General features: G+C 69.0%; 27 protein-coding genes and 1 pseudogene. 16 read left to right on the top strand and 12 right to left on the bottom strand.

Annotation, left to right across the window (positions count from 1 at the left end; translation table 11 throughout):
- Nucleotides 1-11: 11 nt before the first annotated feature.
- The 5 genes from ACVCMG_RS16660 to ACVCMG_RS16680 form a co-directional block, all read right to left on the bottom strand.
- Nucleotides 12-911: a PhzF family isomerase gene (locus ACVCMG_RS16660; protein ID WP_447114585.1), complete on the bottom strand. Its 900-nt coding sequence runs from the start codon at nt 909-911 to the stop codon at nt 12-14.
- Nucleotides 912-986: 75 nt separating this feature from the next.
- The gene (locus ACVCMG_RS16665) at nt 987-2,465 is read right to left on the bottom strand and encodes a S10 family peptidase (protein WP_447107220.1); all 1,479 of its coding nucleotides are present in this window, start codon (nt 2,463-2,465) and stop codon (nt 987-989) included.
- A gap of 229 nt (nt 2,466-2,694) precedes the next feature.
- On the bottom strand, nt 2,695-3,138 hold the full coding sequence (trxC, locus tag ACVCMG_RS16670; protein ID WP_447100077.1) for a thioredoxin TrxC: 444 nt from the start codon (nt 3,136-3,138) through the stop codon (nt 2,695-2,697).
- Between the two features lie 86 nt (nt 3,139-3,224).
- Nucleotides 3,225-3,827 (bottom strand): peptide-methionine (R)-S-oxide reductase MsrB, encoded by a 603-nt coding sequence (gene msrB, locus ACVCMG_RS16675; protein WP_447114586.1) that lies wholly within the window; start codon nt 3,825-3,827, stop codon nt 3,225-3,227.
- Nucleotides 3,828-3,870: 43 nt separating this feature from the next.
- Nucleotides 3,871-5,592, bottom strand: coding sequence for a cytochrome c biogenesis protein DipZ (locus ACVCMG_RS16680; RefSeq protein ID WP_447114587.1), 1,722 nt, complete (start codon nt 5,590-5,592; stop codon nt 3,871-3,873).
- A 269-nt stretch (nt 5,593-5,861) separates the two neighbouring features.
- Between ACVCMG_RS16680 and ACVCMG_RS16685 the strand changes: the two genes are divergently transcribed.
- Together ACVCMG_RS16685 and ACVCMG_RS16690 are read left to right on the top strand one after the other, a co-directional pair.
- Nucleotides 5,862-6,386, top strand: a complete 525-nt coding sequence (locus tag ACVCMG_RS16685; RefSeq protein WP_447101546.1) for an RNA polymerase sigma factor — start codon at nt 5,862-5,864, stop codon at nt 6,384-6,386.
- Entirely contained in the window at nt 6,373-7,044 is a 672-nt protein-coding gene (locus tag ACVCMG_RS16690; protein WP_447114588.1) for an NrsF family protein, read from the top strand. Before ACVCMG_RS16685 ends, ACVCMG_RS16690 begins: the two co-directional genes overlap by 14 nt.
- A 154-nt stretch (nt 7,045-7,198) precedes the next feature.
- Here ACVCMG_RS16690 and ACVCMG_RS16695 read toward each other — a convergent pair whose 3' ends face one another.
- Entirely contained in the window at nt 7,199-7,681 is a 483-nt protein-coding gene (locus ACVCMG_RS16695; protein ID WP_395119390.1) for a YajQ family cyclic di-GMP-binding protein, read from the bottom strand.
- Nucleotides 7,682-7,942: 261 nt separating this feature from the next.
- Between ACVCMG_RS16695 and ACVCMG_RS16700 the strand changes: the two genes are divergently transcribed.
- From ACVCMG_RS16700 to ACVCMG_RS16710, 3 genes are all read left to right on the top strand, one after another.
- Nucleotides 7,943-9,076 (top strand): NAD(P)/FAD-dependent oxidoreductase, encoded by a 1,134-nt coding sequence (locus tag ACVCMG_RS16700; protein WP_447115425.1) that lies wholly within the window; start codon nt 7,943-7,945, stop codon nt 9,074-9,076.
- Between the two features lie 109 nt (nt 9,077-9,185).
- A complete protein-coding gene (locus ACVCMG_RS16705; RefSeq protein ID WP_447098543.1) occupies nt 9,186-9,824 on the top strand; it encodes a peptidoglycan recognition protein family protein in 639 nt (212 codons plus the stop codon).
- Nucleotides 9,821-10,204 (top strand): hypothetical protein, encoded by a 384-nt coding sequence (locus tag ACVCMG_RS16710; RefSeq protein WP_447106383.1) that lies wholly within the window; start codon nt 9,821-9,823, stop codon nt 10,202-10,204. The genes ACVCMG_RS16705 and ACVCMG_RS16710 overlap by 4 nt, the downstream gene beginning before the upstream one ends.
- A gap of 13 nt (nt 10,205-10,217) precedes the next feature.
- Here ACVCMG_RS16710 and ACVCMG_RS16715 read toward each other — a convergent pair whose 3' ends face one another.
- Together ACVCMG_RS16715 and ACVCMG_RS16720 are read right to left on the bottom strand one after the other, a co-directional pair.
- The gene (locus ACVCMG_RS16715) at nt 10,218-11,027 is read right to left on the bottom strand and encodes a YiiX/YebB-like N1pC/P60 family cysteine hydrolase (protein WP_447098545.1); all 810 of its coding nucleotides are present in this window, start codon (nt 11,025-11,027) and stop codon (nt 10,218-10,220) included.
- 108 nt (nt 11,028-11,135) lie between these two features.
- Entirely contained in the window at nt 11,136-12,014 is an 879-nt protein-coding gene (locus tag ACVCMG_RS16720; protein WP_447106381.1) for a PhzF family phenazine biosynthesis protein, read from the bottom strand.
- 184 nt (nt 12,015-12,198) lie between these two features.
- On the opposite strand from ACVCMG_RS16720, the gene ACVCMG_RS16725 reads away from it, so the two are divergent.
- The 5 genes and pseudogenes from ACVCMG_RS16725 (at nt 12,199) to ACVCMG_RS16745 (ending at nt 15,354) form a co-directional block, all read left to right on the top strand.
- Entirely contained in the window at nt 12,199-12,801 is a 603-nt protein-coding gene (locus ACVCMG_RS16725) for a rhomboid family intramembrane serine protease (protein ID WP_447098547.1), read from the top strand.
- Between the two features lie 39 nt (nt 12,802-12,840).
- A pseudogene (locus tag ACVCMG_RS16730) lies at nt 12,841-13,143 on the top strand (histone H1-like repetitive region-containing protein); the annotation flags it as partial.
- A gap of 342 nt (nt 13,144-13,485) precedes the next feature.
- Nucleotides 13,486-13,698 (top strand): hypothetical protein, encoded by a 213-nt coding sequence (locus ACVCMG_RS16735; RefSeq protein ID WP_395119376.1) that lies wholly within the window; start codon nt 13,486-13,488, stop codon nt 13,696-13,698.
- A 101-nt stretch (nt 13,699-13,799) separates the two neighbouring features.
- Entirely contained in the window at nt 13,800-14,204 is a 405-nt protein-coding gene (locus ACVCMG_RS16740; protein WP_395119374.1) for a hypothetical protein, read from the top strand.
- A 100-nt stretch (nt 14,205-14,304) separates the two neighbouring features.
- Nucleotides 14,305-15,354 (top strand): aminopeptidase, encoded by a 1,050-nt coding sequence (locus ACVCMG_RS16745; protein ID WP_447114589.1) that lies wholly within the window; start codon nt 14,305-14,307, stop codon nt 15,352-15,354.
- Nucleotides 15,355-15,358: 4 nt separating this feature from the next.
- Here ACVCMG_RS16745 and ACVCMG_RS16750 read toward each other — a convergent pair whose 3' ends face one another.
- Nucleotides 15,359-16,222, bottom strand: a complete 864-nt coding sequence (locus ACVCMG_RS16750) for a c-type cytochrome (RefSeq protein WP_447114590.1) — start codon at nt 16,220-16,222, stop codon at nt 15,359-15,361.
- A 323-nt stretch (nt 16,223-16,545) separates the two neighbouring features.
- Between ACVCMG_RS16750 and pncB the strand changes: the two genes are divergently transcribed.
- The 3 genes from pncB (at nt 16,546) to ACVCMG_RS16765 (ending at nt 19,090) form a co-directional block, all read left to right on the top strand.
- A complete protein-coding gene (pncB, locus tag ACVCMG_RS16755) occupies nt 16,546-17,730 on the top strand; it encodes a nicotinate phosphoribosyltransferase (protein ID WP_395119368.1) in 1,185 nt (394 codons plus the stop codon).
- A gap of 229 nt (nt 17,731-17,959) precedes the next feature.
- Nucleotides 17,960-18,445, top strand: coding sequence for a glutathione peroxidase (locus tag ACVCMG_RS16760; RefSeq protein WP_447098552.1), 486 nt, complete (start codon nt 17,960-17,962; stop codon nt 18,443-18,445).
- Nucleotides 18,446-18,607: 162 nt separating this feature from the next.
- A complete protein-coding gene (locus ACVCMG_RS16765; protein ID WP_395121410.1) occupies nt 18,608-19,090 on the top strand; it encodes an FKBP-type peptidyl-prolyl cis-trans isomerase in 483 nt (160 codons plus the stop codon).
- Between the two features lie 95 nt (nt 19,091-19,185).
- Here ACVCMG_RS16765 and ACVCMG_RS16770 read toward each other — a convergent pair whose 3' ends face one another.
- Nucleotides 19,186-20,271 carry a phospholipase A gene (locus tag ACVCMG_RS16770; RefSeq protein ID WP_447098553.1) on the bottom strand — a complete coding sequence of 362 codons (1,086 nt, stop codon included), beginning with the start codon at nt 20,269-20,271 and terminating at the stop codon, nt 19,186-19,188.
- 106 nt (nt 20,272-20,377) lie between these two features.
- Nucleotides 20,378-20,728, bottom strand: coding sequence for a hypothetical protein (locus tag ACVCMG_RS16775; RefSeq protein ID WP_447100088.1), 351 nt, complete (start codon nt 20,726-20,728; stop codon nt 20,378-20,380).
- A 151-nt stretch (nt 20,729-20,879) separates the two neighbouring features.
- Here ACVCMG_RS16775 and ACVCMG_RS16780 point away from each other — a divergent pair, with 151 nt between their 5' ends.
- A complete protein-coding gene (locus ACVCMG_RS16780; protein WP_447106376.1) occupies nt 20,880-22,142 on the top strand; it encodes a winged helix-turn-helix domain-containing protein in 1,263 nt (420 codons plus the stop codon).
- 9 nt (nt 22,143-22,151) lie between these two features.
- On the opposite strand, the gene ACVCMG_RS16785 is transcribed toward ACVCMG_RS16780, so the two are convergent.
- Complete coding sequence (locus tag ACVCMG_RS16785; RefSeq protein WP_447106375.1) at nt 22,152-22,601, bottom strand: hypothetical protein; 450 nt, start codon at nt 22,599-22,601, stop codon at nt 22,152-22,154.
- Between the two features lie 395 nt (nt 22,602-22,996).
- Between ACVCMG_RS16785 and ACVCMG_RS16790 the strand changes: the two genes are divergently transcribed.
- The gene (locus ACVCMG_RS16790; protein ID WP_395119356.1) at nt 22,997-23,206 is read left to right on the top strand and encodes a cold-shock protein; all 210 of its coding nucleotides are present in this window, start codon (nt 22,997-22,999) and stop codon (nt 23,204-23,206) included.
- Between the two features lie 84 nt (nt 23,207-23,290).
- Entirely contained in the window at nt 23,291-24,208 is a 918-nt protein-coding gene (locus tag ACVCMG_RS16795) for an alpha/beta hydrolase family protein (RefSeq protein ID WP_447106374.1), read from the top strand.
- Nucleotides 24,209-24,251 lie beyond the last annotated feature (43 nt).

The following is a 24,251-nucleotide window of genomic DNA, read 5'->3' on the forward strand; positions in this document are numbered from 1 at the left end:
GAGGGCCGGCGTCAGCCGCTCAGCGGCGCGGAAAACAGGATGCAGGCGTCGCCCGCGATCGTCACCTCGACCGGCTCGTCGTCCACGATGCGCACCTCGACATGGACGATGCCGTCGCGGCGCAGCGCGCGGCCCTGGTGGCCGGCGAACCGCAGCGAGGCGCCGTCGTGCGGCAGCAGTCGGTGGTGCACCAGATAGGCTCCCAGCGGGCCGTTGGCATTGCCGGTGACGGGGTCCTCGTCGATGCCGATGGCGGGGGCGAACATGCGCCCGTCAGTGGCTGCCTCGCCCTCGCGCCGCTGGAACACGAAGTAGCCGTTGCAGCCGATCTCCGCGCTCAGGGCCGCCAGCGCGGACATCCTCGGCGCCAGGGCGTCGAGGTCGACCGTCGGTTCCAGCGGCACCATGACCTTGCCATGGCCGGTGGAGATCACCTGCAGCGGCAGCGTCGGGGTCAGCTGGTCGTCGGCCACGCCCAGTGCGGCGGCGATGCGACGGCGGACGGAATCGCCCAGCGGCGGGCCGATGCGCGGCCGCTCCTGCTGCATGAAGACGCGGCGGCCCCCGGCTTCGTTGCGGCCGATGCGGATGCGCTGGATGCCGGCGGCGGTCTTCTGTCGAAATTCGTTGCTGCCGAAGCCGGGCAAGCCGGTGCGCACGTAATGGGTGGCGATCGTGGCGTGGCCGCACAGCGGCACTTCGGTGGTGGGGGAGAAGTAGCGCAGCCGCACGTCGTGGTCCGCGCCGTCCGGCGCCAGCACGAAGGCGGTCTCGGAGTGCTTCAGTTCCCGCGCGAGATCCTGCATCTCCGCGTCGGACATGCCGTCGGCGTTCAGCACCACGCCGGCCGGGTTGCCGCGAAAACGCGTGGTGGTGAAGGCGTCGACGTGATACAGCGTGCGCTTGTTCATGGGTGGCCTGGCGGATGGCGACGACGCGGAAGTCGGCGGGGCGCTGCCGACTCCTGCCGTCGTCGCGCGGCACGCTTACCTGGCGCCGTACAACGCCTTCACGTCGCGGGTCAGCGCGGACTGGCTGTCGGCGCGCGAGTAGAACATGTGGCCACCGGGATACTCCTTCACCTGCACGCGGGTCGGGTCGCCCATGGCCGGCATCTGGTCGACCGCCAGCACCGAGACCATGAACGGACAGGAGAGGTCGTCCCAGCCGTGCGCGATCAGCACGCGCAGCTTCGGATCGTTGGCCACTGCCTCGCGCAGCTGGCTGACCGAGCCCTCGCGGGCGTCGTCGTCCTCATGCCACAGGCGGTTCACCTCGTAGCTGAGCGCGTTGTAGCGGCCGGCGACTTTCCAGCCCACCGTCTGCGTGACGAAGTTGACCATCGCGCTGGTGGTCGGCGCGATGATGCTGTTGAGCAGCGGGTCGCCGGTGCGCTGCGAGGGCGCATGCGGGAACGGGTCCCAGGCGGTGACGTTGGAATCGTAGCGGCTGCCCAGCTTGCCCTCGGCGCGGTACACCTCGCGCAGGTAGGCCTGGGTCTCGATGCGACCGCCGGAGCGCTTGACGAACACCGGGTCCAGCCCGGTCAGCTCGGTCACTTTCCGGATCATCGCCTCGGTGGCGGCCGGATCGGAGCGGCCCTTCATCAGCGTGGTCGCGTACTCGCCGCGGGTGTAGGCGATGATCGGCGCCATCGCCTCGGCACTGAGCTTGCCCTCGCGCTCCAGGTGGGCGGCGGCGATCGAAGGCAGGGTGGTCATCCACGGCAGCGGCGAGACGGTGTCGTCGCTCCACGCCGACGGATCGAGGTAGGGCGAGATCAGCGTCACGCCGCTCATCGCCACGCCCAGCTGGGTCTGCATGTACTCGGTGATGCGCGGGCCGCGGAAGCCGCCGTAGCTTTCGCCCACGTAGTACTTGCGCGAATCCATGCGGCCGTTCTTCACCAGCCAGTCGTACATGATGCGCGAGAGGTACTTGATGTCGACGTCGGTGCTGTAGAAATCCTTGGTCGCCTGCTTGTCGTCGACCAGCGCGCGGCTGTAGCCGGTGCCCACCGGGTCGATGAAGACCAGGTCGGTGAAGCCCAGCCAGGTGCCGGGGTTGTCGTGCAGCACCGGCGGGTCGGAAGGCGAGTCGCCGGCGTCGCCGAAGCTCACCTTCTTCGGGCCGATCGCGCCCAGGTTGAGGTAGACCGACGAGGCGCCGGGGCCGCCGTTGAGCGCGAAGGTCACCGGCCGGTCCTTGCCGGCGATGGTGTAGGCGGTAAACACCACTTCGGCAGTGGTCTTGCCCTGCTCGTCCCGCACCGGCAGCGAGCCAACGGTGACGGTGTACTTGAGCGTCTTGCCGTCGACCGTGGTGGTCTGCGTCACGTGCGCGTCGGCAGGGAACGGCGGCAGCTGGAAGCCGTCCTTGCCGGTTGCCTCGGCGCTCGCCGCCGGCTTGTGGTTGTCGGCCGCCACGGCGGCGGTGGTGAACCCCGGCAACAGCAGGGCAGCCATCAGGGCAAACGGCAGGGACTTGCGCACAGGCCTCTCCTCGAGCGTAAAGACCGAAGCCTAAACGCGCGGCGCATGCACCGAGTGTGCTGAAAGGCATGGGTCGACGGCGCGCTGCAGCGCGGCACCCGCTACACGCCTCATCCCGACCTGGTATTGCGTGCGGCGATGCAGGGCAGGGCGTGGCGCTGGCGGCGGACGACGTGGCGAGCGGCGGCCTGCTGCGCGCTGATCAGCCGCGCGCCAGCGCGCCTTCGATGAACTGCTGCAGCTGCGCCGCGTTCAGCGCACCGGATTGCCGCGCGATCTCGCGGCCCTGCCTGAACATGACCAGGGTGGGGATGCTGCGGATGTTGAAGCGCGCGGCGATCTGCGGTTGGGCTTCGGTGTCCAGCTTGGCCAGCCGCAGGCGCGGCTCGAACCTGCCGGCGGCCTGCACGAACACCGGCGCGAAACCGACGCACGGCCCGCACCACGGCGCCCAGAAATCCACCAGCACCGGCAGGTCGCCGCGGCCGGCTATCGCGTCGAAGTTCGCGGTCGTGAGTTCCGCCGGATGCCCCTCGAACAAGCCCTGCTTGCAGCGGCCGCAGTTCGGGTGCTCGGCAACACGCTCGGCGGGCACGCGGTTGAGCGCGCCGCAATGCGGGCAGGGGATGGTCAGTGCGGTGCTCATGGCGGACTCCGGCAACGGGCGGGCGACGCCCTGCAGTGCAGATGGCGGCGCGCGCGGCGAAATCCAAGCCGGCCGCGGCTGGCGGATCAGGCCGTCCGGCGCGGCACGAACCGCAACGCCACCGAGTTCATGCAGTAGCGCAGGCCGGTCGGGCGCGGGCCGTCGTTGAAGACGTGGCCGAGGTGGCTGTCGCAGCCCTTGCAGCTGATGGCCGTGCGCGTCATGCCGAACAGGTGGTCGGTCGCCTCGACCAGGTTGCGCCGCGCGATCGGCTGCCAGAAGCTCGGCCAGCCGGTGCCGGAGTCGAACTCGGTGGCGGCGTCGTAAAGCGCGGTGCCGCAGGCGATGCAGCGGAACAGGCCGGGCACGGCGGGGCGTTCGTGCTCGCCGCTGAATGCTCGCTCGGTGCCTGCGTGACGCATGATTTCGTACGACGCCGGCGACAGCCGCTGCCGCCACTGCGCGTCGCTCAGCACCAGCTTGGCTACCTCGCGCGCGCCGAGGTCGCGGCCCGCATCGTCGAAGATCTCCAGCAGCACGTTGCCGGCTTCGCCCACCGGCGTGTTGGCCGCCGCGTGCAGCCGCGGCACCAGCCAGCCGCCACCCACGGCCAGCACGGCACTGCCGCCGAGCGCGGCGCGCAGGAAGCGGCGGCGATCCATCGCGAGGGTTTCATCGAGTCGAGACATGACGGCCTCCCGGGTTGCGGAATGGGTGGAATGGCGGATCGGATCAGCCGAAGGTGAAGGCGTAGGCCCGCACACCGGGATCGAGGAAGGTGATCTTGAACAGGCGTTCGCCGCTGCCGTTGGCCTGGCGCACGAGTTGATACAGGCGCTGGCCGGTGACGGTACCGTTGCCATCGGCGTCGGTATCCATGCCGTGGTCGGCGCCGGGCGGCTTGCCGTCGATGGTGACGCGGTAGCGGATCGGCTTGCCGTCCGCCGCCGGGCCGAGCACCAGGTGCAGGTCGCGGCCGCGGAAGCGATAGACGATGGCGCCGCCGGCCTGCTCCAGTTGCGCGTTCTCGTCGTGCACGCTCCAGCGGCCGTCGAGCGACCACTGGTTGGTGGCCAGCGCGGCCGGTGCGTGATAGTCGTGCGCCTTGTCGCGCGTCACGCGGCCGCCGACGAAGTTCCTGGCGCGGGCATAGCCGACATAGGTCTCGGGCGAACGGGTGGGATCGTTCGATGCAGCGGCCTCCACGCCGCGATGGTCGTCGCGCACGTAGCCGCCGGGCAGGTTCTTCTGGCCTGCATCGGTCAGCAATTGGCGGATCACGTCCTCGCTTTGCCGGTATTCGCCTTCGCCGAAATGGTGGTGGCGGATCCGCCCCTGCGCGTCGATGAAGTAGTGCGCCGGCCAGTATTCGTTGTTGAAGCCTCTCCAGATCGCGTAGTCGTTGTCCAGCGCTACCGGGTAGTCGACGCCCAGATCCTTCACCGCCTTGGCGACGTTGGCCGGGTTCTTCTCGAAGGCGAACTCCGGCGCATGCACGCCGATCACCACCAGGCCGTGGTCCTTGTACTTGTCGGCCCAGCCGCGCACGTACGGCAGCGCGCGGATGCAGTTGATGCAGGAATAGGTCCAGAAATCGACCAGCACCACCTTGCCGCGCAGCGATTCGGCGCTCAGCGGCGGGCTGTTGAGCCACTGCGTGGCGCCGGCCAGCGACGGGAACGTGCCTTCCACCGGCAACGGCTCGCCGGCCTTCAGCTCGGGCTGCGGCGCCGGCGCCGGGCGCACGGCGTCGATCAGCTTCTGTTCGATGCCACTGGTGCTGGCCAGCGAGACGCGGGTGAGCAGGCCGGTGTCCAGCCCCAGCGCGATCGCGGCCACGCCGCACAGCACCAGCACGCCGAGCGCACGACGCACCCATTCACCGGCGCCTAGCGAACGCTTCATCAGCGCGAACACCCTGCCGCCGATCAGCAGGGCGAGGCCCAGCGAGGTGGCGGCGCCGGCGGCGTAGGTGAGCAGCAGCAGGGTGGTCTGCACGCTGGCGCCGTTCAATGCCGCGCCGGTCAGCAGCAGGCCGAGGATCGGCCCCGCGCACGGCGCCCACAGCAGGCCGGTGGCGACGCCGAGGCCGGCTGCGCCCCAGACCGAGTCGCCGTCCGCGGCCGAGCGCTGCGACAGCCGGTTGCCCAGCGCCACGAACGGGCGCGTGATCCACTCGGCCAGATGGGTCGACAGCAGGGTCAGCCCGAGGAAGGCCAGCACCGCCATCGCCACCCAGCGGCCGTACTGGTTCGCGTGCACCGCCCAGCCGCCGCCGAGCGCGGCCAGCGTGGCGACCACGGCGAAGGTGATCGCCATGCCCAGCAGCATCGGCAAGCCGTTGCGCATGAACGGCCGGTCGGAGCGGGCGAACACGAACGGCAGCACCGGCAGGATGCACGGGCTGAGGATGGTCAGGACGCCGCCGAGATAGGCGAGGATCAACACGAGCATGGAGTTTCATCCGTGGGTGGTTGCCTGAGGATTCGCCGCCGCCGCCGCCCGGGTTACCTGCGGGCAGGAGGTAACGTCGGCGCACGATGCGGCGAAGACCCCGGTGAGCGTTCCGTCGTGGAGCGAACGGGTCGCAAGCCTTGACCGCCACCGCCTTCATGGGTCTAGATAGTGGACTTTCCCATGGGATCAGTCCCGTCCGGACCGTGCCAGCCGAATCCGCCGCCGCCAGCGCCAGCGAATCGCCCGACCGGCGCCGGTCGGCGTGGATGGCCGCCGCGCAGGCCGGCGACCGGCGTGCCTACGAAAAACTGCTGGCCGATTCGGTGGCGCTGATCCGCGCCGTGGCACGCCGCCAGGGTGTGGCGCCCGATCATCTGGATGACGTGGTGCAGGAAACCCTGATCACCGTGCATCGCGTGCGCCAGACCTACGACCCCAGTCGTTCCTACGATGCCTGGCTCGGCGCGATCGCCGCTCGCCGCGCGATCGACTCCCTGCGCAGCCGCGGTCGCCGCGACAGCCGCGAACTGCACGATGAATTCGCGCTCGACCGTCACCCGGATGCCGACGACGCCAGCGCCGCCACCGAAAGCGAGCAGCGCGCACAGCGCCTGCACGAGGCGATCGCCGAGTTGCCGCCCGGCCAGCGCGAGGCGGTGGAACAGCTTGGCCTGCGCGAGCGCTCGCTCAGCGAGGCGGCCGAGCTGACCGGGCGCAATACCGGCGCGCTGAAAGTGAACCTGCATCGCGCGCTGAAGGCACTGCGCGAACGTTTCCATGGAGAACCCTGACGTGACGGCCGATCCGCAATCCCACCAGGCGTTGATCGACCGCCTTGGCACCGACCTGGTGCCGGTGCGGCGGCTGCTGCCGCCAGGGCTGCGCACGGCCGGCTGGCTGCTGCTGGTGGCGGCGCTGGCGGCGGGCTTGCTGATGCACTACGGCGCAGGTCCGATGCTGCGGCGCTGGGCCGCCACGCCGGACCTGGCCTGGGCCGGCATCGGCGCGGTGATCACCGCGATCAGCGCGGCGTGGGCCGCGTTCGCGCTGGCCGTGCCGGGGCGCCGTGCGGCGTGGGCGTGGCTGCCGCTGCCCGGTGCCTTGCTGTGGATCGGTGCCAGCGGCCTCGGCTGCCTGCGCACGTGGCTCGCGCCGGGCACCGAAGTCGCCGGCGTGCAGCAGAGCGCCGACTGCCTGCTCTTCATCATCGGCTTCTCGGTGCCGCTGTCCGCGCTGCTGGTCGTGCTGCTGCGCCGCGCCTGCCCGCTGCGGCCGGTGCTTGCCGCGGTGCTGATCGGCCTGGCCAGCGCGGCGGCTTCGGCCAGCCTGCTGGAGATCTGCCACGCGTTCGATTCTGCCGCCACCGACCTGCTGACCCACGCACTGGCGGTGGCCGTGGTGGTGGCCGTCAACGCGGTGATGGGCGGACGGCTGCTGTCCAAAGCGTAGGAGCCCGCTCGCGGGCGATGCTTTTGCTCTTGCGAATCCGGGATCCCGCGAAGAAAAGCATCGCCCGCGAGCGGGCTCCTGCGGGGGAAGGCCTTGATCCGCTGTGGCGGGGCGCGTGGGATGCCGGCCTCGATCCCGGATCCCGAATCCCGGCTCAGTCGCGGAAATTGTCGAACTGCAGCGGCAGTTCCACGTCGGCCTTGCGCAGCACCGCCATCGCCGCCTGCAGGTCGTCGCGCTTCTTGCCGCTGACGCGCAGCTTGTCGCCGTTGATCTGCGCCTCGACCTTGAGCTTGGCCGCCTTCAGCTCGGCCACCAGTTTCTTCGCCACCGGCTGCTCGATGCCCTGCTTGACGGTGATCTTCTGGCGCGAGCCGCCCAGGTTGGTTTCCGGGTCGCCGACGTCCAGCGCGCGCACGTCGATCTTCCGCGCGATCAGGCGGGCGCGCAGGATGTCCAGCATCTGCTGCAGCTGGAATTCGCTGGGGGCGCTCTGGGCGATCACGCCATCGTCCAGCACGTACTTCGCGTCCACGCCCTTGAAGTCGAAGCGCGTGCCGAGTTCGCGGTTGGCCTGGTCGACGGCATTGGTCAGTTCGTGCTTGTCGACTTCGGAGATCACGTCGAAGGAGGGCATGGCGGCGGCTCGCTGGGAACAGGAGGCAAAGTGTAAGCGATGGCGCTGGGCGATAATGGCGCAACCCTCACTTCCGTCATTCCGGCGCAAGCCGGAATCCGGCGCCTTTCAACGGACACAGTCACCGGGTCCCGGCTTGACCGACCCTTCGGTCGTTGAAAGGCGCCGCGCCGGGATGACGAACAACGAGCTTGATGGCGTGACCATGGTGAGTTCTTGAAAACCGACGTGTTGATCATCGGCGCCGGCGCCGCCGGCCTGATGTGCGCGATCACCGCCGGCCAGCGCGGCCGGCGCGTGCTGGTGGTCGATCACGCCAACAAGGTCGGCAAGAAAATCCTGATGTCCGGCGGCGGCCGCTGTAACTTCACCAACCTGGGCACGACGCCGGCGAATTACCTCTCGGCCAACCCGCATTTCGCCAAGTCCGCGCTGGCGCGCTGCACGCCGTGGGATTTCGTCGCGCTGGTGGAGAAGCATCGCATCGCCTACCACGAGAAGGAGCTGGGCCAGTTGTTCTGCGACGACTCCTCGAAGCAGATCGTGCGCATGCTGCTGGACGAGTGCGCCGCGGCCGGCGTCACGGTGGAGGCGAACTGCGCCGTGCAACGCGTGCGCAGGACGCCGGAGGGCTTCAGCGTGCACACCGCGCGCGGCGAGGTGCATGCCGAGTCGCTGGTGGTCGCTTCGGGCGGCCTGTCGATTCCCAGCATGGGCGCCAGCGGTTTCGGTTACGAACTGGCCCGCCAGTTCGGCCACGCCGTGCTGCCCACGCGCGCCGGCCTGGTGCCGCTGACGCTGAGCGGCAAGCACCAGGAGCATTACGCGGATCTGGCCGGTGTGGCGTTGCCGAGGGTGGAGGCCCGCGTGGGCAGGCAGGGTTTTCGCGCCGGATTGCTGTTCACCCATCGCGGCATCAGCGGCCCGGCGATCCTGCAGATCTCCTCGTACTGGCAGCCCGGCGACGACTTGCGCCTCGACTTGCTGCCGGACCTCGACGTCGGCGCCTGGCTGGTCGACCAACGCACGGCGCGGCCGCTGGCCGAACTGAAGACCGTGCTCGGCGAGGTGTTGCCGAAGCGCCTCGCGCAGCGGTTGTGCGAGCAATGGCTCGGCAACCGCCCGATGCGCCAGTACCGCGAGACCGAACTGACGCAGATCGGCGCGCAGCTCGCCGCGTGGCCGATCACCGCCAGCGGCACGGAAGGCTACCGCACCGCCGAGGTCACTCTCGGCGGCGTCGACACCGATGGCCTCTCCTCCAGCACGATGCAATCGAAACTCGTGCCCGGCCTCTACTTCATCGGCGAGGTGGTCGACGTCACCGGCTGGCTCGGCGGCTACAACTTCCAGTGGGCGTGGGCGTCGGGGCAGGCGGCGGGCGCGGCGGCCTGATGCCGGTTGCTTGACGCCTCCGGCCGGGGGCTGCAGCATCGTGCGACGGAATTTCCAACGCGCCGCGCCCGCCATCGGGCGGCGGCGCATCTCCAGGGGAGGGCGGCCGATGGCAACGCTGGACAAGGGCAAGCTGGTCGACCCGGCGATCGAGGTCAAGCTGTATGCGTCGATCGAGCATGGCAGCCTGGATGCCGTCCACGCGATCGTGCTGCATCGTACCGATTCCTCCACCGCCACCAGCACGCTCGAAGCGTACGCGGGCGGCAAGCAGACCGGCGCGCACTTCTTGATCGACAAGGCCGGCAAGATCTGCCAGACCGCACGCGTCGATCAGGTGTGCTGGCACGTCGGTGTGCTGCAGGCGCGCTGCCAGGTCGAACACGGCTGCGATCCGCAGGAACTGAAGACGATTGCCTCGCTCATGCACGCGAAAGGCGTGGGCTTCGGTACCCGCGCGAAGAACCTTTCGCGACATGAACTGGGCAAGCCGTATCCCTCGCGCTATCCCTCCAACCAGGACTCGCTGGGGATCGAGGTGGTGGGCACGTTCCAGCCCGCGCAGAAGGCGTTCGAGGCGCCGACGCCGGAACAACTGAAGTCGCTCAAGTACCTGGTGGATATTCTGGTCGGCCTGTTCGGCCTGAACCTGTTGGGCGACGTCTACGCGCACGGCGCGATCGCCCGCAAGGAGGTCACCGAGGGCGCCCAGTTGCTGCAGGCGCTGACCGCTGGAGGCAAGCCGTGAAGGCGTTGGGCCTGGTGCTGCTGGGCGCAGCGCTGGCTGCGTGTGTGCCGGTGCGCGGCAATGGCGGCATCGAGGTTGTTTCGTTGCAGCGGCAGGTCGATGCCACGCGCGCCGACGCCGACATCTGCAGCGCGTTGACGCTCAGTCGCGCGGACGTGGCGCGGTATTTCACGCTGGCCGAGGTGGTCGATCCGGCCACGTTCGACGCCGAGGCGATCATCATGCCGTGCAGCTACCGCGGCACCCTGCGCCGTGCGGGCCAGCTCTACCACTGGGAGATTTTCGCCGGCGGGGCAGCCTATCTGTACGACGGCGGGGCAACCAACCAGCGCTACCTTTGCCGCGAGTCGTGCCTCGCGGCGCTGCCGAACCTGCGCTGAGCGGCGCGCCGATTCATCGCGGGGCCTGCAGCGATCCCGCCGACGGTTGCAGGTCGCCGGGCGCCAGGGTCGCCCAGTGGAGGTGGTGCGGATCGAAACCGCTCTCGATCATCGGCTTGATGATGCGGAAGTAGGGCGAGATGTCGAAGTCGCGCGGCGTGAACAGGCTGGAGCTGCGGATGTGCAGGATCTCCTGGCGCGCGCGCTGGGTGCCGCGCAACTGGCGGTAGTCGCGGTCCAGCATCGGCAGGATCGGATAACGCACACTGTGGAAGGCCGCCGCGATCAGCGACGAGCAGATCGCCCGGGTCGGCTCGCCGCTGCCCAGCGCCAGCAGGCGCCGGCGCCAGCGTCCGGGCACCGGCGGCGTCGGCAGCAGGTAGCGCATGAGGTCGATCACGTTGCGCATGTCGTAGCGCTGGCCGAGGCGACGCGCGGCGTGTTCGATCACCTGCTCGATCTCGCCGGCGTGCAACCCGACCGGGCGGCAGATGCGCGTGTGCGCCCCGCGATACGCCTGCAGCGGCAGCGCACGCACGCCTTCCACCACGTCGGCTTCGATCAGCACGTGCGCACCGAGCGCGGGGTAGCGGTCGCGCAGGGTGTCGCCCACGTACAACGCCGCGTGCGACCAGCTCGACTGGGTGACGTACTTGATCGCGGTGCCGATGCGGCTGTTGCCGTCGACCAGCAGCACGTCGGCCGGCCGCAGCGATGCCTCCAGCATGTCGTGGCGCGAGGTGCCGAAATGCATGCCGCCGACGCGCGGCTTCGAGAGGTAACGGGCCAGGGCACGGCCCAGCCTGTGCAAGGGATGGAACACGATCGTGCGCTCCCGGCGGTCGCAGGTGCGACGAGCTTAAGCCGTGGGCGCGTGCGTGTCAGCGCCCGAGCAGAAAGCCGCTTTCACCGGCACCGAGAGACTGGAAGCTCACGCCGACCAGGCCAGGCTGCCGTCGACGATGGTGTGGCTGCGCCCGCCGACCCAGATCGCGTCGTTGTCGATGTGCACCATCAGCTGCGCGTCGTGGCCGATCTCGCGGCCCTGGCTGACCTGGTAGCCGCGGGCCAGCGGGCCATGCGGTTCGGCGTGTGCGATCCAGGCGGCGATCAACCCGTTGGCGGCGCCGGAGGCGGGGTCTTCGACGATGCCCACGCCGGCGGGGAATGCGCGCACCACCAGTCGCGGCTGATCCGATGCCACGCGTGCGAAGGCGCACAGCCCCATGCTGCTGCTGGCGCGGGCCAGCGCAAGAATGGCCGCGTGGTCGGGTTGCCAGGCGCGCAGGCTGGCTTCGTCGGCGACCTCGGCCAGCCACCAGCGTCGGCCGCCGTCGACCAGCGCCGGCGGCAGCGCGCCATCGGTCACGCCGTGCAGCGCTGCGGCCAGCAGCGGGTTTGCGTCGCGGCCGGTCGCCAGCACGCGTTCGCCCGGCGAGCGCAGCAGCAGTTCGCGCATGGCGCCGCTGCCTTCGACCCGGATCGGCAACACGCCGGCGCCGCACTCCTGCCACAGCAGTCCGTCGCGCGGCGTGGCCAGACCTGCTTCCAGCGCCGCATGGGCGCTGCCGATGCTGGGGTGGCCGGCAAACGGGATCTCCTCGTGCGGCGTGAAGATGCGCACCCGATAGCTCGCCCGGGGGTCGGTCGGCGGCAGCAGGAAGGTGGTTTCCACCAGCGCCGTCCAGCGCGCGAAACGCTGCATCGCCGCGCTGTCCCAGCCGTCCGCGCCGATCACCACGCCCAGGTGGTTGCCACCGCCGAGGGTGGCCGCAAAGACGTCCAGATGCAGGTAACGGAGCAGGCTCATGCATTTCGTCCGACCGCGGGGCGCGGTGCAAAACGGCAGATGATAGAGGGGCGGCCACGGCGGCGACACTGCCGCTTTCGCATAAGCCGCGCCGCGCCGGGCATAAGTGCGCCGGGGCGCCGGGCGAGTCGACAAGCCCGGGGCAAGGCGCCAAGATGCCGACTTTTGCGTCGCGGAACCGTCCATGCCGATCACCTTGGCCATCATTGCCATCACCTGCATCGTCTCGTTCATGGCGTTCAAGAACGCGCGGCTGATGAACGACCTGATCCTGTGGCCGCCGGCGATCACCCGCCAGCGCGAGTACCACCGGCTGGTGACCTACGGCGTGGTGCACGCGGATTTCGGCCACCTGCTGTTCAACATGTTCACGCTGTTCTTCTTCGGGCGTGCGATGGAGCCGTTCTACACCGGCGTGCTCGGCACGCTGGGGTTCGCGCTGTTCTACATCGGCGGGCTGGTGGTCTCGATCCTGCCGACCTGGCTGAAGAACCGGAACAACCCGGACTATCGCAGCCTGGGTGCGTCGGGCGCGGTGTCGGCGGTGCTGTTCGCCTACATCCTGATCGCGCCATGGCAGCAGATCATCGTGCTGGTGATCCCGATGCCGGCAATCGTCTACGCGGTGCTGTACACCGCCTATTCGATCTACATGGACCGGCGCGGGCAGGGCAACGTCAACCACAGCGCGCACCTGTGGGGCGCAGCCTATGGCGTGCTGTTCACCATCGCGATCAATCATCGCGTGCTGCCGCACTTTCTCGACGCGCTGATGCACCCGGGCTGAGCGCGCGTTCGGTCGGCCCGCAGATGAACGCTTCTTGCGCTGCGTAATGCCGTCGCGCGCCGATACGCGCATACTGGCCGCGTTGCTCACCGCTCACCGCAGGAGAACGAACGCATGGCAATGACCCGCAAGTCGGCAGCGAAGACGTCCGCGGCAGGGAAAGCATCGGCGAAAAAGTCCGCAGCGAAAAAGCCAGTCGCGAAGAAAGCCGCCGCGAAGAAGCCCGCCGCGAAGAAGCCCGCCGCGAAGAAATCAGTTGCTAAGAAAGCTCCGGCGAAAAAGGTCGCCGTGAAGAAGGCAGCCGCCAGGAAGTCCCCGGCGAAGAAAACCGCCGCGAAGAAGGCCGTCGCCAAGCGCACGACCGGCCCGCGCAGCGCGAAGAAGGCGACGCCCCGGCGGCCGGAGACAAGCAAAGTCGCTACCCGCAAGGCCGCGCCGAAGCCCGCAGCGAAGAAGTCTCGCGCCAGCGTCAGCGCAGCGTCGCGCGAGTCGGCACCGCGCAAGTTCGCCGCACGCAAGGCCGTGCCCGTGAAATCCGCGGCCAGGGCCACGCCCGCGAAGAAGCCTGCCGCGAAGAAAGCCATGGCGAAGAAGCCGTTGGCCACGCGGCCAGCCGCACCTCGGGTCGCAACCCGGCCTGCGCCCAAGTCGTCGCCCGCGCGCCCTCGTCCGGCCGACCGGCCGGTGGCGCACATCAGCCCGGAAGAAGCCGTGGCGCATATCCAGGCCTTGCTTGACGCCAAGCATGAGCGGGACCAGCGCGAGCCGTCGTGGCCTGGCGCCAACCCGTCGCATCCGACCCCCAACGTGACGGAGATGCACGCGCCGGTGACCGGCACGGGCGATGCGTCCGTGACGGCATCGCCGCGCGACGACCTGGGCAAGCGCAAGGGTTGAATCTCCGCGGGCGGGCCGGTGCCGCGGCGCCGGGTCCGCTCAGGCAGAGTTCAAGCGGCATGGTCCAGCGTGGAGCTTGATAAGCACCGCGGAGGTGAACCATGAAACGACTGCTCGCTTGCGTTGGATTGATGGTGGCAGCGGCGGCGCTGTCCGGTTGCTATTACGACCCCGGCTATACCTACGTGCGTGGCGGCGGGTCGTCCGGCGACGCGTATTACGGCAGCGGCACGACGTACTACGCCTCGCCTTACGACAGCTACTACGGGCCGGCCTATTACGGCGGCTACTACGGTTGCTGCTACGCACCCGGAGTGAGCGTCGGCATCAGCTCGCACTGGTACGGCGGTTCGCGCTATCCGCGCTATCACGGGCGCGACTACGGACGCGACTACCGCCATCGCGACAACGACCGCGGCCATTACCGCGACGATGGCCACTCGGGACATCGCGACTCGCAGCGCGGCGGACGTCATTCGCGCGACCGCGACGACCGTCGCCATTGACCCCCGCCGCGCCCGGTAGCGCCGGGCGTTCAGGCACAATCGGCGGATGCCTTCGCGACCGTCAAGCGCATCCGCCGCGATATTCCGGTTTGCCCTCCTGATGGTGGCGGGACTTGCCCTGTCCGCCTGCACCAGCGTGCGCTACTACGCGCAGGCCGCCCACGGGCAAGCCGAACTCATCGTGCATCGACGCCCGATCGAGCGCGTGCTCGCCGACCAGCACACCGACCCGCAGCTGGCCGCGCGCCTGCGCCTGGCGCTGCAGGCGCGCCGGTTCGCCTCGCGCGAGCTGGGCCTGCCTGACAATCGCAGCTACACCGGCTACGTGCCGCTGGATCGCGACTACGTGGTGTGGAACGTGTTCGCTGCGCCGCGCTATTCGGTGCAGGCGGTGCCGCAGTGCTTTCCGATCGCCGGTTGCGTGGCTTACCGGGGCTGGTTCAGCGAACAGGCGGCGCAGGCCGATGCGGCGCGCTGGAAGGCCCGCGGCGACGATGTGTGGATCGGCGGCGTGCCGGCGTATTCGACGCTGGGGTGGTTTGCCGATCCGGTGCTGTCCAGCATGCTGCGCTGGGACGACGACGAGCTGGCCGGCACGATCTTCCACGAGTTGGCACACCAGCTGATCTACGTGAAAAGCGACAGCGCGTTCAACGAATCCTTCGCCAGCTTCGTGCAGCGCCAGGGCCTGCGCGAATGGCGCGCCTCGCGCGGCCTGCCGCCGGCGCAAGGCCACGATGACGCGATCGCCGACGGCTTCACCCGGCTCGTGCTGGATCTGCGCGAGCGCCTGAAGCTGTTGTACGCCAGCGGCGTCGATGCCGAGGCAATGGAAGCCGGCAAGCAGGCCGCGATCGCCGCGTTCCGCGAACGCTACGCGCAGTGGCGCGAACGCCGATGGCCCGGCGACCATCGCTACGACGCGTGGGTGGCGCAGCCGATCAACAACGCCCGGCTGCTGCCGTTCGGCTTGTACGACCACTGGGTGCCGGCGTTCGACGTGCTGTTCCAGCGCTCGGGGCAGGACTGGGCGGCGTTCTACGCCGACGTCCGCGCTTTGGCTCGCGACCCGAAGCCGCGCCGCGATCGCGCGCTGGAAGCGCTGATGACGCCGCCACACGGTGCGGAGGCTCAGGACGCGCCGCGCTGAAAACTCAGTGCCCGCCGCCCGGCAATGTTTTTCTCCCCGCCATGTGGCGCAGGTAGCTCAGCAGATCATCGAGGTCGGCGTCGGAAAGCGCCCGCGTGTCGAAGCCCGGCATCTTCGCCTGCGGCCAGCGGCGCAGCGATTGCGGATCGCGGATGTACCCGCGCAGCAGGTCGGCGCGCAGGTACTCGGTGGGGTTGTGCGGAATGTTGAGGTCCGGCCCGAGTCGGGCATCGCCGGCGCCGTTGAGTGTGTGGCAGGCGAAGCAGGTGCGCTGGAACACCGCCAGCCCTCGCCGCACGGCGCTGTCCGCCGGCGTTCGCGGGTCCGGCAGAATGGCCGGAAAACGCGCAGCCATGCTGTCGGCGCGGCGGATCGTGGCCAGTTGATATGGCCATTGCTCCGGTCCCACGCCCGCCGCGCGCGGCTGCGTCCACACGACATAGAACGGGCCGGCGCGGCCGTGTCCGCCAGGCAGCGCCGGCCACGGCCGGGCCGGCTCCTCGATCGCCAGCCAGGCGACGCTGCCGCGCCGGCTCAGGATCAGCGCGGCGGGTATTTCGGCGACAAAGCCGTCCTTCGCGACAAATTGCAGGTGATCGCCGGCCACGATGCCGGGCAGCAGGGCCGCCAGCGGCACGGCGCGGTAGTGTCGGGTGCGCTTGAACGCCACGTCGCCGAGCACGGTGACGGTGCGCGCGTCCGGGCGCGCCAGCAGGGTGGCGGTGCTCCAGCGGGTGGCACCATGGCCCAGGTCGATGCGGAGTTCGGCGGCGCGCACGAATCGACTGCTGCCGAGAAGCATCAGCGCGATCGCAAGCAGGGCGGTGATCCGCGTCATCCGGGGGGCGTCGATCGAGGTTCCGCGCATGGGATTCTCCGTGCAATGGGCCCAGTGTAGGGCCAGCTTTGGCGCCGGGCGGGGCGGCGCACCTGTCGCGGCGCTGAACGGCGGCGGGCGTGCACGTTGAACTCACGTCGTCGCGCACACACTAAGCCCATGTATCGCCGTGACGGCGACAGGAAGCGGGGCAATCCATCGCCTTGCTGAGGGGCCGGCCTTACCTCCCCTGGAGGCCGCCTGACAAGCCCCATCGGTCCTCCCCTGGCCGATGGGGTTTTATTTTGCCCGGCGCCGATGGCCGACCATGGATAATGGCCGGTGCTGCCGCTTCTTCCTCCCCTGGGCGCCCGATGGTCATCGAATCGCTGCTCGACACCGACCTGTACAAGTTCTCGATGATGCAGGTGGTGCTGCACCAGTATCCCGCGGCCGAGGTGGAATACCGCTTCAAGTGCCGCACGCCGGGTATTGACCTGGCCGCGTGCATCGACGACATCCGCGCCGAACTGGCCGCGCTGTGCCGCCTGCGTTTTCGCGCGGACGAGCTGGATTACCTGCGCAGCTGGCGTTTCATCAAGAGCGATTTCGTCGATTTCCTGGGCCTGTTCCAGCTCAACGAGAAGTACGTGGAGATCGCGCCCTCGGCCGCCGTGCCCGGCGAGATCGAGATCCGCATCCGCGGGCCGTGGCTGCACACGATCATGTTCGAGGTGCCGCTGCTGGCGATCGTCAACGAGGTATATTTCCGCCGCACCAGCGCCGGGCTGGATCTGGCCGAAGGGCGCCGGCGCCTGCACGACAAGATCGCCATGCTGCGCGATGCGCCGGATTACACGCTGTGCCGCATCGCCGATTACGGCACCCGCCGGCGGTATTCGCGGCGCTGGCAGCAGGAGGTGGTCATCACCTTGCGCGACGAACTGGGCGCGCAGCTGGCCGGCACCAGCAACGTGTGGCTGGCACGCGAACTGGGCCTGACCCCGCTGGGCACGCTGGCGCACGAGTATCTGCAGGCACACCAGGCGCTGGGGCCGCGGCTGCGCGATTCGCAGGTCGCGGCGCTGGAGGCGTGGGCGCGCGAATACCGTGGCGATCTGGGCATCGCGCTGTCCGACGTGTACGGGCTGGATGCCTTCCTGCGCGATTTCGACATGTACTTCTGCAAGCTGTTCGACGGCACCCGCCACGATTCCGGCGATCCGTTCGCCTGGGGCGAGAAGGTGCTGGCGCACTACCGCGACAACCGCGTCGACCCGCGCAACAAGGTGCTGGTGTTCAGCGACGGCCTGGACATCCCGCGCGTGATGCAGCTCTACGCGCATTTCCGCGGCCGCTGCCAACTCGCCTTCGGCGTTGGCACCAACCTCACCAACGACGTGGGGCCGGCGCCGATCAACATCGTGATCAAGATGATCCGCTGCAACGGCCAGCCGGTGGCCAAACTCAGCGATTCCCCCGGCAAGAACATGTGCGATGACCCGGCCTACGTGGCCTACCTGCGCCAGGTGTTCGAGATCCCCGCCACCCAGGGGTGAGTGGCGCCGATCACGGATCGTCCGGCGCGCGGCTGAACACGCCGGCCAGCAGCAACAGGGACAGCAGCACGAGGGCAAGGTGGAGCACGGCGAATCCGGCGTGGCGGCAACGCCTTGACGGTAGCCGCGCGCACCGCCGGCGCCAAAGGAGCATGCCGCATATGGATATGCCCGAGCCATCTCGATGGCATACGCTGGCCGGACACCCGCCACAGTTCCGGAGCAAGCCATGACCAGCATCCACGATTTCACCGTGACCGACATCGACGGCAAGCCGCGATCGCTGGGTGAGTGGCGCGGCAAGACCTTGCTGGTGGTCAACGTCGCCTCGCAGTGCGGATTCACTCCGCAATACGAGGGCCTGGAAGCCTTGTGGCGCGAACAGCGCGAGCTGGGCCTGGTGGTGCTGGGCTTTCCCTGCGACCAGTTCGGCCACCAGGAGCCGGGCAGCGAAGCCGAGATCAAGGATTTCTGCAGCACCCGCTTCGACGTGACCTTTCCGATGTTCGCCAAGGTCGAGGTGAACGGCGAGCACGCCGCGCCGCTGTACCAATGGCTGAAAAGCCAGGCCAAGGGCATCCTCGGCAGCGAGGCGATCAAGTGGAACTTCACCAAGTTCCTGGTCGATGGCGACGGCCAGGTGGTCAAGCGCTACGCGCCCACCGACACGCCGCAGAAGATCGGTCGCGACACGCGGGCCCGCTTGCAGGGGTGAACCATCCCGTCACCGCGGTCCACGGCGATCGCCACGGCCTGCATTGAGCTGGTCGGCGGCGCTCGGGACGCCTCCTGCGCAGGCCATGCGCGCGCGGTCTGATAGGCTTTGTCCCTTTGCCGACCGTGGTCGGCCCACATGACCCCCGAGCGAGGCCAGATGATGCAGATTGCCCGAGATTCCGTTGCCGCCTTCCACTACACCCTCACCGACGACCAGAACCAGGTCATCGACAGCTCCGCCGGTCGCGATCCGCTGACCTACCTGCACGGCGGCGGCCAGATCGTACCGGGCCTGGAAAAGCAGCTGGAAGGCCGCTCGGCGGGCGACAAGTTCACCGCCGACGTGGTTCCCGAGGAGGGTTACGGCGTGCACCATCCCGAGCTGATGCAGGAAGTGCCGCGCTCGGCCTTCCAGGGCGTGGAGGACATCCAGCCCGGCATGCAGTTCCAGGGCCGCGGTCCGCAGGGCGAGATCAACGTCACCGTCACCCGCGTCGAGGACGACAAGGTCTTCATCGACGGCAACCATCCGCTGGCGGGCAAGACCCTGCATTTCGCCATCGAGGTGACCGACGTGCGCGCGGCCAGCGAGGAAGAGCTGGCACATGGCCACGTGCACGGTGCGGGTGGCCATCACCACTGAGCAACCAGGGCAATCGTGCCCCGATGCGCCAGTGCATTGGTGAACGCAACGGCGTCGCCGGCGAGCCTTGAAGCCCGCCGGCAACGCGTCGCGCGTCAGTACCAGTCCAGCAACGACACGCCCACGCCGAGGTAGGTGGCGTTGTGGTTGTAGTCGATCAGGCTCTCGCCGTAGCCCTTGAACAGTTCGGCGTAGCCGCGCAGGTTGCCGGCGATCGGAAAGCTCCAGCCGAAGCGCAACGATCCGTGCTGGCGGCTGCCGCCGCGGAACGAGTCGCGCAAGGTCAGGCCGAATTCCTGGCCGTTCCACTCGTGCACGATCTCCACCTCGCCGCGCCCCACGTAATCGCTGATGTCGGGGTTGTCGTCGATGCTTCGCGATTCGGGAATGCGCCACCACGGGCGGATCATCACCGTCCAGCCCTCGCGTTCGAAGCCGACGTTGGCGATCAGCCGGTTCCAGCTGCGCGACAAGGGCAGCCCGCGGCCGTTGGACTGGTGGTTGAAGCCGATGCCGAGCAGGCGTCCCTCCCAGCCAAGCACGTGGTAGCTGGTGTCGAACATCAGCATCGCCTCGGGCTCGTAGTCCGTCTCGCGAAACGGGCGCGACAGGGTGGAGTTGTAGACCTGCCACCGCGACGACTGGGTATAGCCCACCCACAGGTCGCCGGCGTCGCCGAACACGCCTTGCCACACCTTGGCCTTGAGGCTCAGCTGGAATTTCGCCTCGATGTTGTCCAGCCGCTCGCTGCCGGTGGCGTCGTTGTCGGGGTTGGGGCTGTGCGGCTGGTTGTTCTGGTTGCTGCTGGCGAAGATGGGCAGCACGTAGACCGGCTTGTAGCCGCGTACGTTGAAGGTGCCCAGTTTGCTTTCCGGCGCCAGCTCCCAGCGGCTGTCAAGCAGCGACAGCGGCACGGCCACCTCGCTGTTGCCGGGGCCGGCCGCGGGTGCCCCGGGATGGTCGTGGCCGAACACTTCGCCGCCGGCGGCCTGCACCGTGCGCTTCTGCGCCACCGGCAGGTTGACCCGGCCGGTGGCCTGGTCGTAGCAGGCCAGCCGCTGCGCATCGCTCTCGATCGCGGTGCAGCCGCGGATGTCCATCGGGTCGGGATTCTGTGCATGCGCCGTGGCAGCAGCCACGCAGGCCCATGCCGCGCAGGCTGCGACGAGCGGGAGTTTCATGATGTCTTTCCGATGCGCGGCGAGCGCCATGCCGGCCGTCGATTCAGGCCGGCAAGTTTATCCGATGCCCGTGAATGCACGATTCACGGGCATCGCGTCCGCGTGTTCAATGCAGCTGCTTCACCCAGCGTGCGTATTCCGCTTCGCTGACCTTGCCATTCTTGTTGCTGTCCGCGTTGAGGAAGTCGTTGGCCAACGGAGGATAGGCCGAGGCCTGTTCCTCGGTGATGCCCTTGCCGCCCGCCGCCAACTGCTGGAACGAGGGCGCCGGGGCGATCGTCGGCGCCGGAGCCGGTGCGCTTTTGACCACGACCTGACCCTGCGGCGTGTTGAACGTGGCGGTATCGGTAGCGGTGGCGGAAGCGGCCGGGGCAGGGGTGTCCTGCGCCAGGCTCGCGCCGGCGAACAACAACCCGCCGGCCAACAGGCAGCCGTACAGGGGAGTGCGGAAGTTCATGATGGAATCCTCCATGCCAGAATGAGTGTCCGAAAAAACACGGGGGTCCGGTCGCGCATGCCGCCGCACCCGAACTCCTCTGGACCCTAGCAAGGGATGTGTATATGTCCGCTCAAGATCGCCCGCCGATGCGGGCAACGGCGACACGCCATTGAGCCGGGCTTCAGCTTCGCCCACCCTCAGCCTTGCCCAGGCGCGCCTGTTGCAACTGGCGGCCCAGGGCTTGCTGCAGGCCAGCCGGCGACGCGCCCGGCGCGCCGACGTGGTGGCCGCCATCGAGCGCATGGGCTTGCTGCAGATCGACACCATCCACGTCGTGGCGCGCAGCCCGTACCTGGTACTGCACGCGCGGTTGGGTGATTACCCGATGGCCTGGCTGGACGAGGCGCTGGCCGAAGGCAAGCTGGCCGAAACCTGGGCGCACGAGGCCTGCTTCGTCAGCGCCGCCGATCTGCCGTGGCACCGTGCGTGGAGCGACCAGCGCGGTGGACACTGGGCGCACCGACACGCCGCACGCATGCATCGCGAACAGCGCAGCGGGATGGACGGCCTGCTCGAGCGGATTCGCGCCGAGGGCCCGGTGCGCGCGGCGGATTTTGCCCGCGAGCAGGGCGCGGCCAGCTCGGGCTGGTGGGAGTGGAAGCCGGAGAAGCGCTGGCTGGAGGCGTGGTTCGCCCTGGGTGAACTGATGGTGCTGCGGCGCGAGCGCTTCCAGCGCGTGTACGACTTGAGCGAACGGGTGCTGGCGCAACTCGACCCGCCGCCCGATCCGCGGGTGGCCACGCTCCCGGCCGCCGCGCTGCGTCGCCGCTTCGTCCTCGACGGCGTGCGCGCACTGGGCGTGGCGCCGGCCGCGTGGATCGCCGACTACCACCGGCTCAAGCCGCGCGTTGGCGCTGCCGAACTGGCGCCGCTGCTGGCCAGCGGTGAACTGCTGGCCGTGGCGGTACAGGGCTGGGCGACTCCCGGCTACGTGCATCGCGATCACGCCGATCTGCTGGAACGGGCGCTGGGCGGGCGGCTGCGCGCCACGCGCACGGCACTGCTGTCGCCGTTCGATCCGCTGGTGTGGGACCGCACGCGGCTGCGCGCGATGTTCGATTTCGACTACAGCCTGGAGTGCTACGTCCCGGCCGCGCGACGGCGCTACGGCTACTTCGTGCTGCCGATCCTGCATCGCGGCCGGCTGGTCGGGCGGCTCGACGCCAAGGCGCATCGCGGCGATGGCCTGTTCGAGGTCAAGTCGATCGAACTCGAACCCGGTGTGGCGATCGCGCCGCGCCTGCTGGCGGAACTGGCACAAGCCATCCTCGATACCGCGCGCTGGCATGGCACGCCGCAGGTGCGGGTGGTCCGCTCGCGACCGGCCGCCTTCGCCCGGTCGCTGCGCGCCGAGCTGCGTCGACTGGCTTAGGCGCCCAGCCTACGGCGTGCTGCCCGCCGGAGCCGGGTTGGGGCTGCAGGACTTGCCATGCAGTGCCTCGCGCAGGCTGCGCGCCAGCGAGTTGCAGCGCTCGCCCAGTTGCGGACGGACATCCGGGTTCTGCGAATCGCGCAGCAAGTTGGTGCGCATCGCCTCGTAACGCAGCGGCAGCTGTTCGGCCGAGAAGATGCCGGCCGCACGGTGGCAGGCGAGGTAGCTGGACAGGTAGTCGTCGCAGGCGGGGATGCCGGTCTGTTCCGGCAGGTTCGCGTCGCCAGGCGCGGCGGCGTGGTGGCTGGAGCGCTGGCCGGGTGTCGGCGGAGCGGTCGAGCGGGTGGTGGCGTGGGACGAGGTGGCCGGTGTCGGCCGGGTCCCGGTGTCGCTGGCGCAGCCGGCGAGAAGCAAGGTGGCGGCCGTGGCGGCCAGGGCCAGGCGGAACGGGGTGGTCATGATGCTCTCCTGTGCATTGGGCAGGCCGCAGGCACCCGGTCTGGCGGAAGGTCGAACGAATCAACTAAACCGCAAGTGAAGTAAAGAAAACCTGAAACCCGCGCGCCGGGGTCGGCAGGGGTCGGTTGTCGGCGAGCCCGCCCCGGCCCGCCAGGGGCGCGGATCGGCAACGGATTTCGGCTGTCGGGACGGCTGTCACGACGAGCCGCTTGACAAATCACTTTTCTTCCAAAAATCCGTTATGCTTGAATCGCTGCGTCTGCTTGGCGGCGTGAGTGCCCACTGGGGATTTCCTGAATCCGTCCGTTGCACCCGACCTTGGCATGCTCAGTAAACCGTCGGCCCCCCTGTGGCCGGTTAGTCGATAGAGTCTGGATTGGATCGGAGTGTGAGTCATGTCGGATCGTGAAACGGGTACAGTCAAGTGGTTCAACGACGCCAAGGGCTTCGGCTTCATCAGCCGTGAAAGCGGCCCCGACGTGTTCGTGCATTTCCGCGCCATCACTGGTTCGGGATTCAAGAGCCTGCAGGAAGGACAGAAGGTGACCTTCAAGGTGGTCGACGGCCAGAAAGGCCTGCAGGCCGAAGACGTCACCCCCGTCTGATGACGGTGGCGAGGTCTGCTTGAGGAGGCCGGCGCAAGCCGGCCTCTTTTTGTAGTGGCGCGGGCAATTCGCTAGCCTGTCGGGATGCCCGACCATTTCATCCAGAACGCCCCTGTCGCGGCCGAGTCGCTGGTCATCCCGGTCACCGCCGCCGACGGCGCGCGCTGCGAGCTGCTGGCCACGCTTCCGGCCGGTCGCTGGCAGCAGTTGTTGTACTGGATGCCGGCGATGGGCATGCCGGCGCGGCATTACCTGCCGCTGGCCCAAGCGCTGGCGGTGGCCGGCGTCGCCGTGGTGTTGCATGAATGGCGCGGCATCGGCTCCAGCGATCGGCGCGCCGGCCGCGATTGCAACTGGGGTTACCGTCAATTGCTGGAGGACGACTTGCCCGCCGGCATGGCGGCGGTGCGCCAGCGCTGGCCGCAGGCGCGCTGCTGGCTGGGCGGCCACAGCCTCGGCGGCCAGCTCGGACTGCTTTACGCCAGCCTGCATCCGCACGATTTCGCCGGCGTGGTGCTGGTCGCCAGTGGCGCGCCGTACTGGCGGCGGTTCCGGCACGGCTGGCTGATTGGTGCCGCTTATGCGCTGGCGCCCTGGCTGGCTGCGCTGGTCGGCCATCTGCCCGGGCGGCGGATCGGTTTCGGCGGCAACGAGGCGCGCGGCGTGATCGCCGACTGGGCACGCAGCGGCCGCAGCGGCCGCTATGCGGTGGCCGGCATGACGCAGGATTTCGAGCGCTTGCTGGCCGCGCTGCAACTGCCGGTGCTGGCGTTGCGACTGCAGCAGGACTGGCTCGGTCCGCCGGCCTCGCTGGCATGGCTGCTGGGCAAGCTCGGTCCGGCCGCGCGTCGCGTGGAGACGATCTTGCGCGACGACCTGGATGGCACGCCGGCCGACCATTTCGGCTGGATGAAGGCGCCGGCGCCGGTCGCCGCGCGCATCGCCGGCTGGTTGGCCGAGGCGGATGCGACTTTCGTCGCGCGCGGCGACACGGCGGCTTGATTCCCGGCGTCGCCGTCTGCATCTCGACCGTTCCGTGACGCTG

The sequence above is a fragment of the Rhodanobacter sp. UC4451_H18 genome, assembly GCF_052978225.1.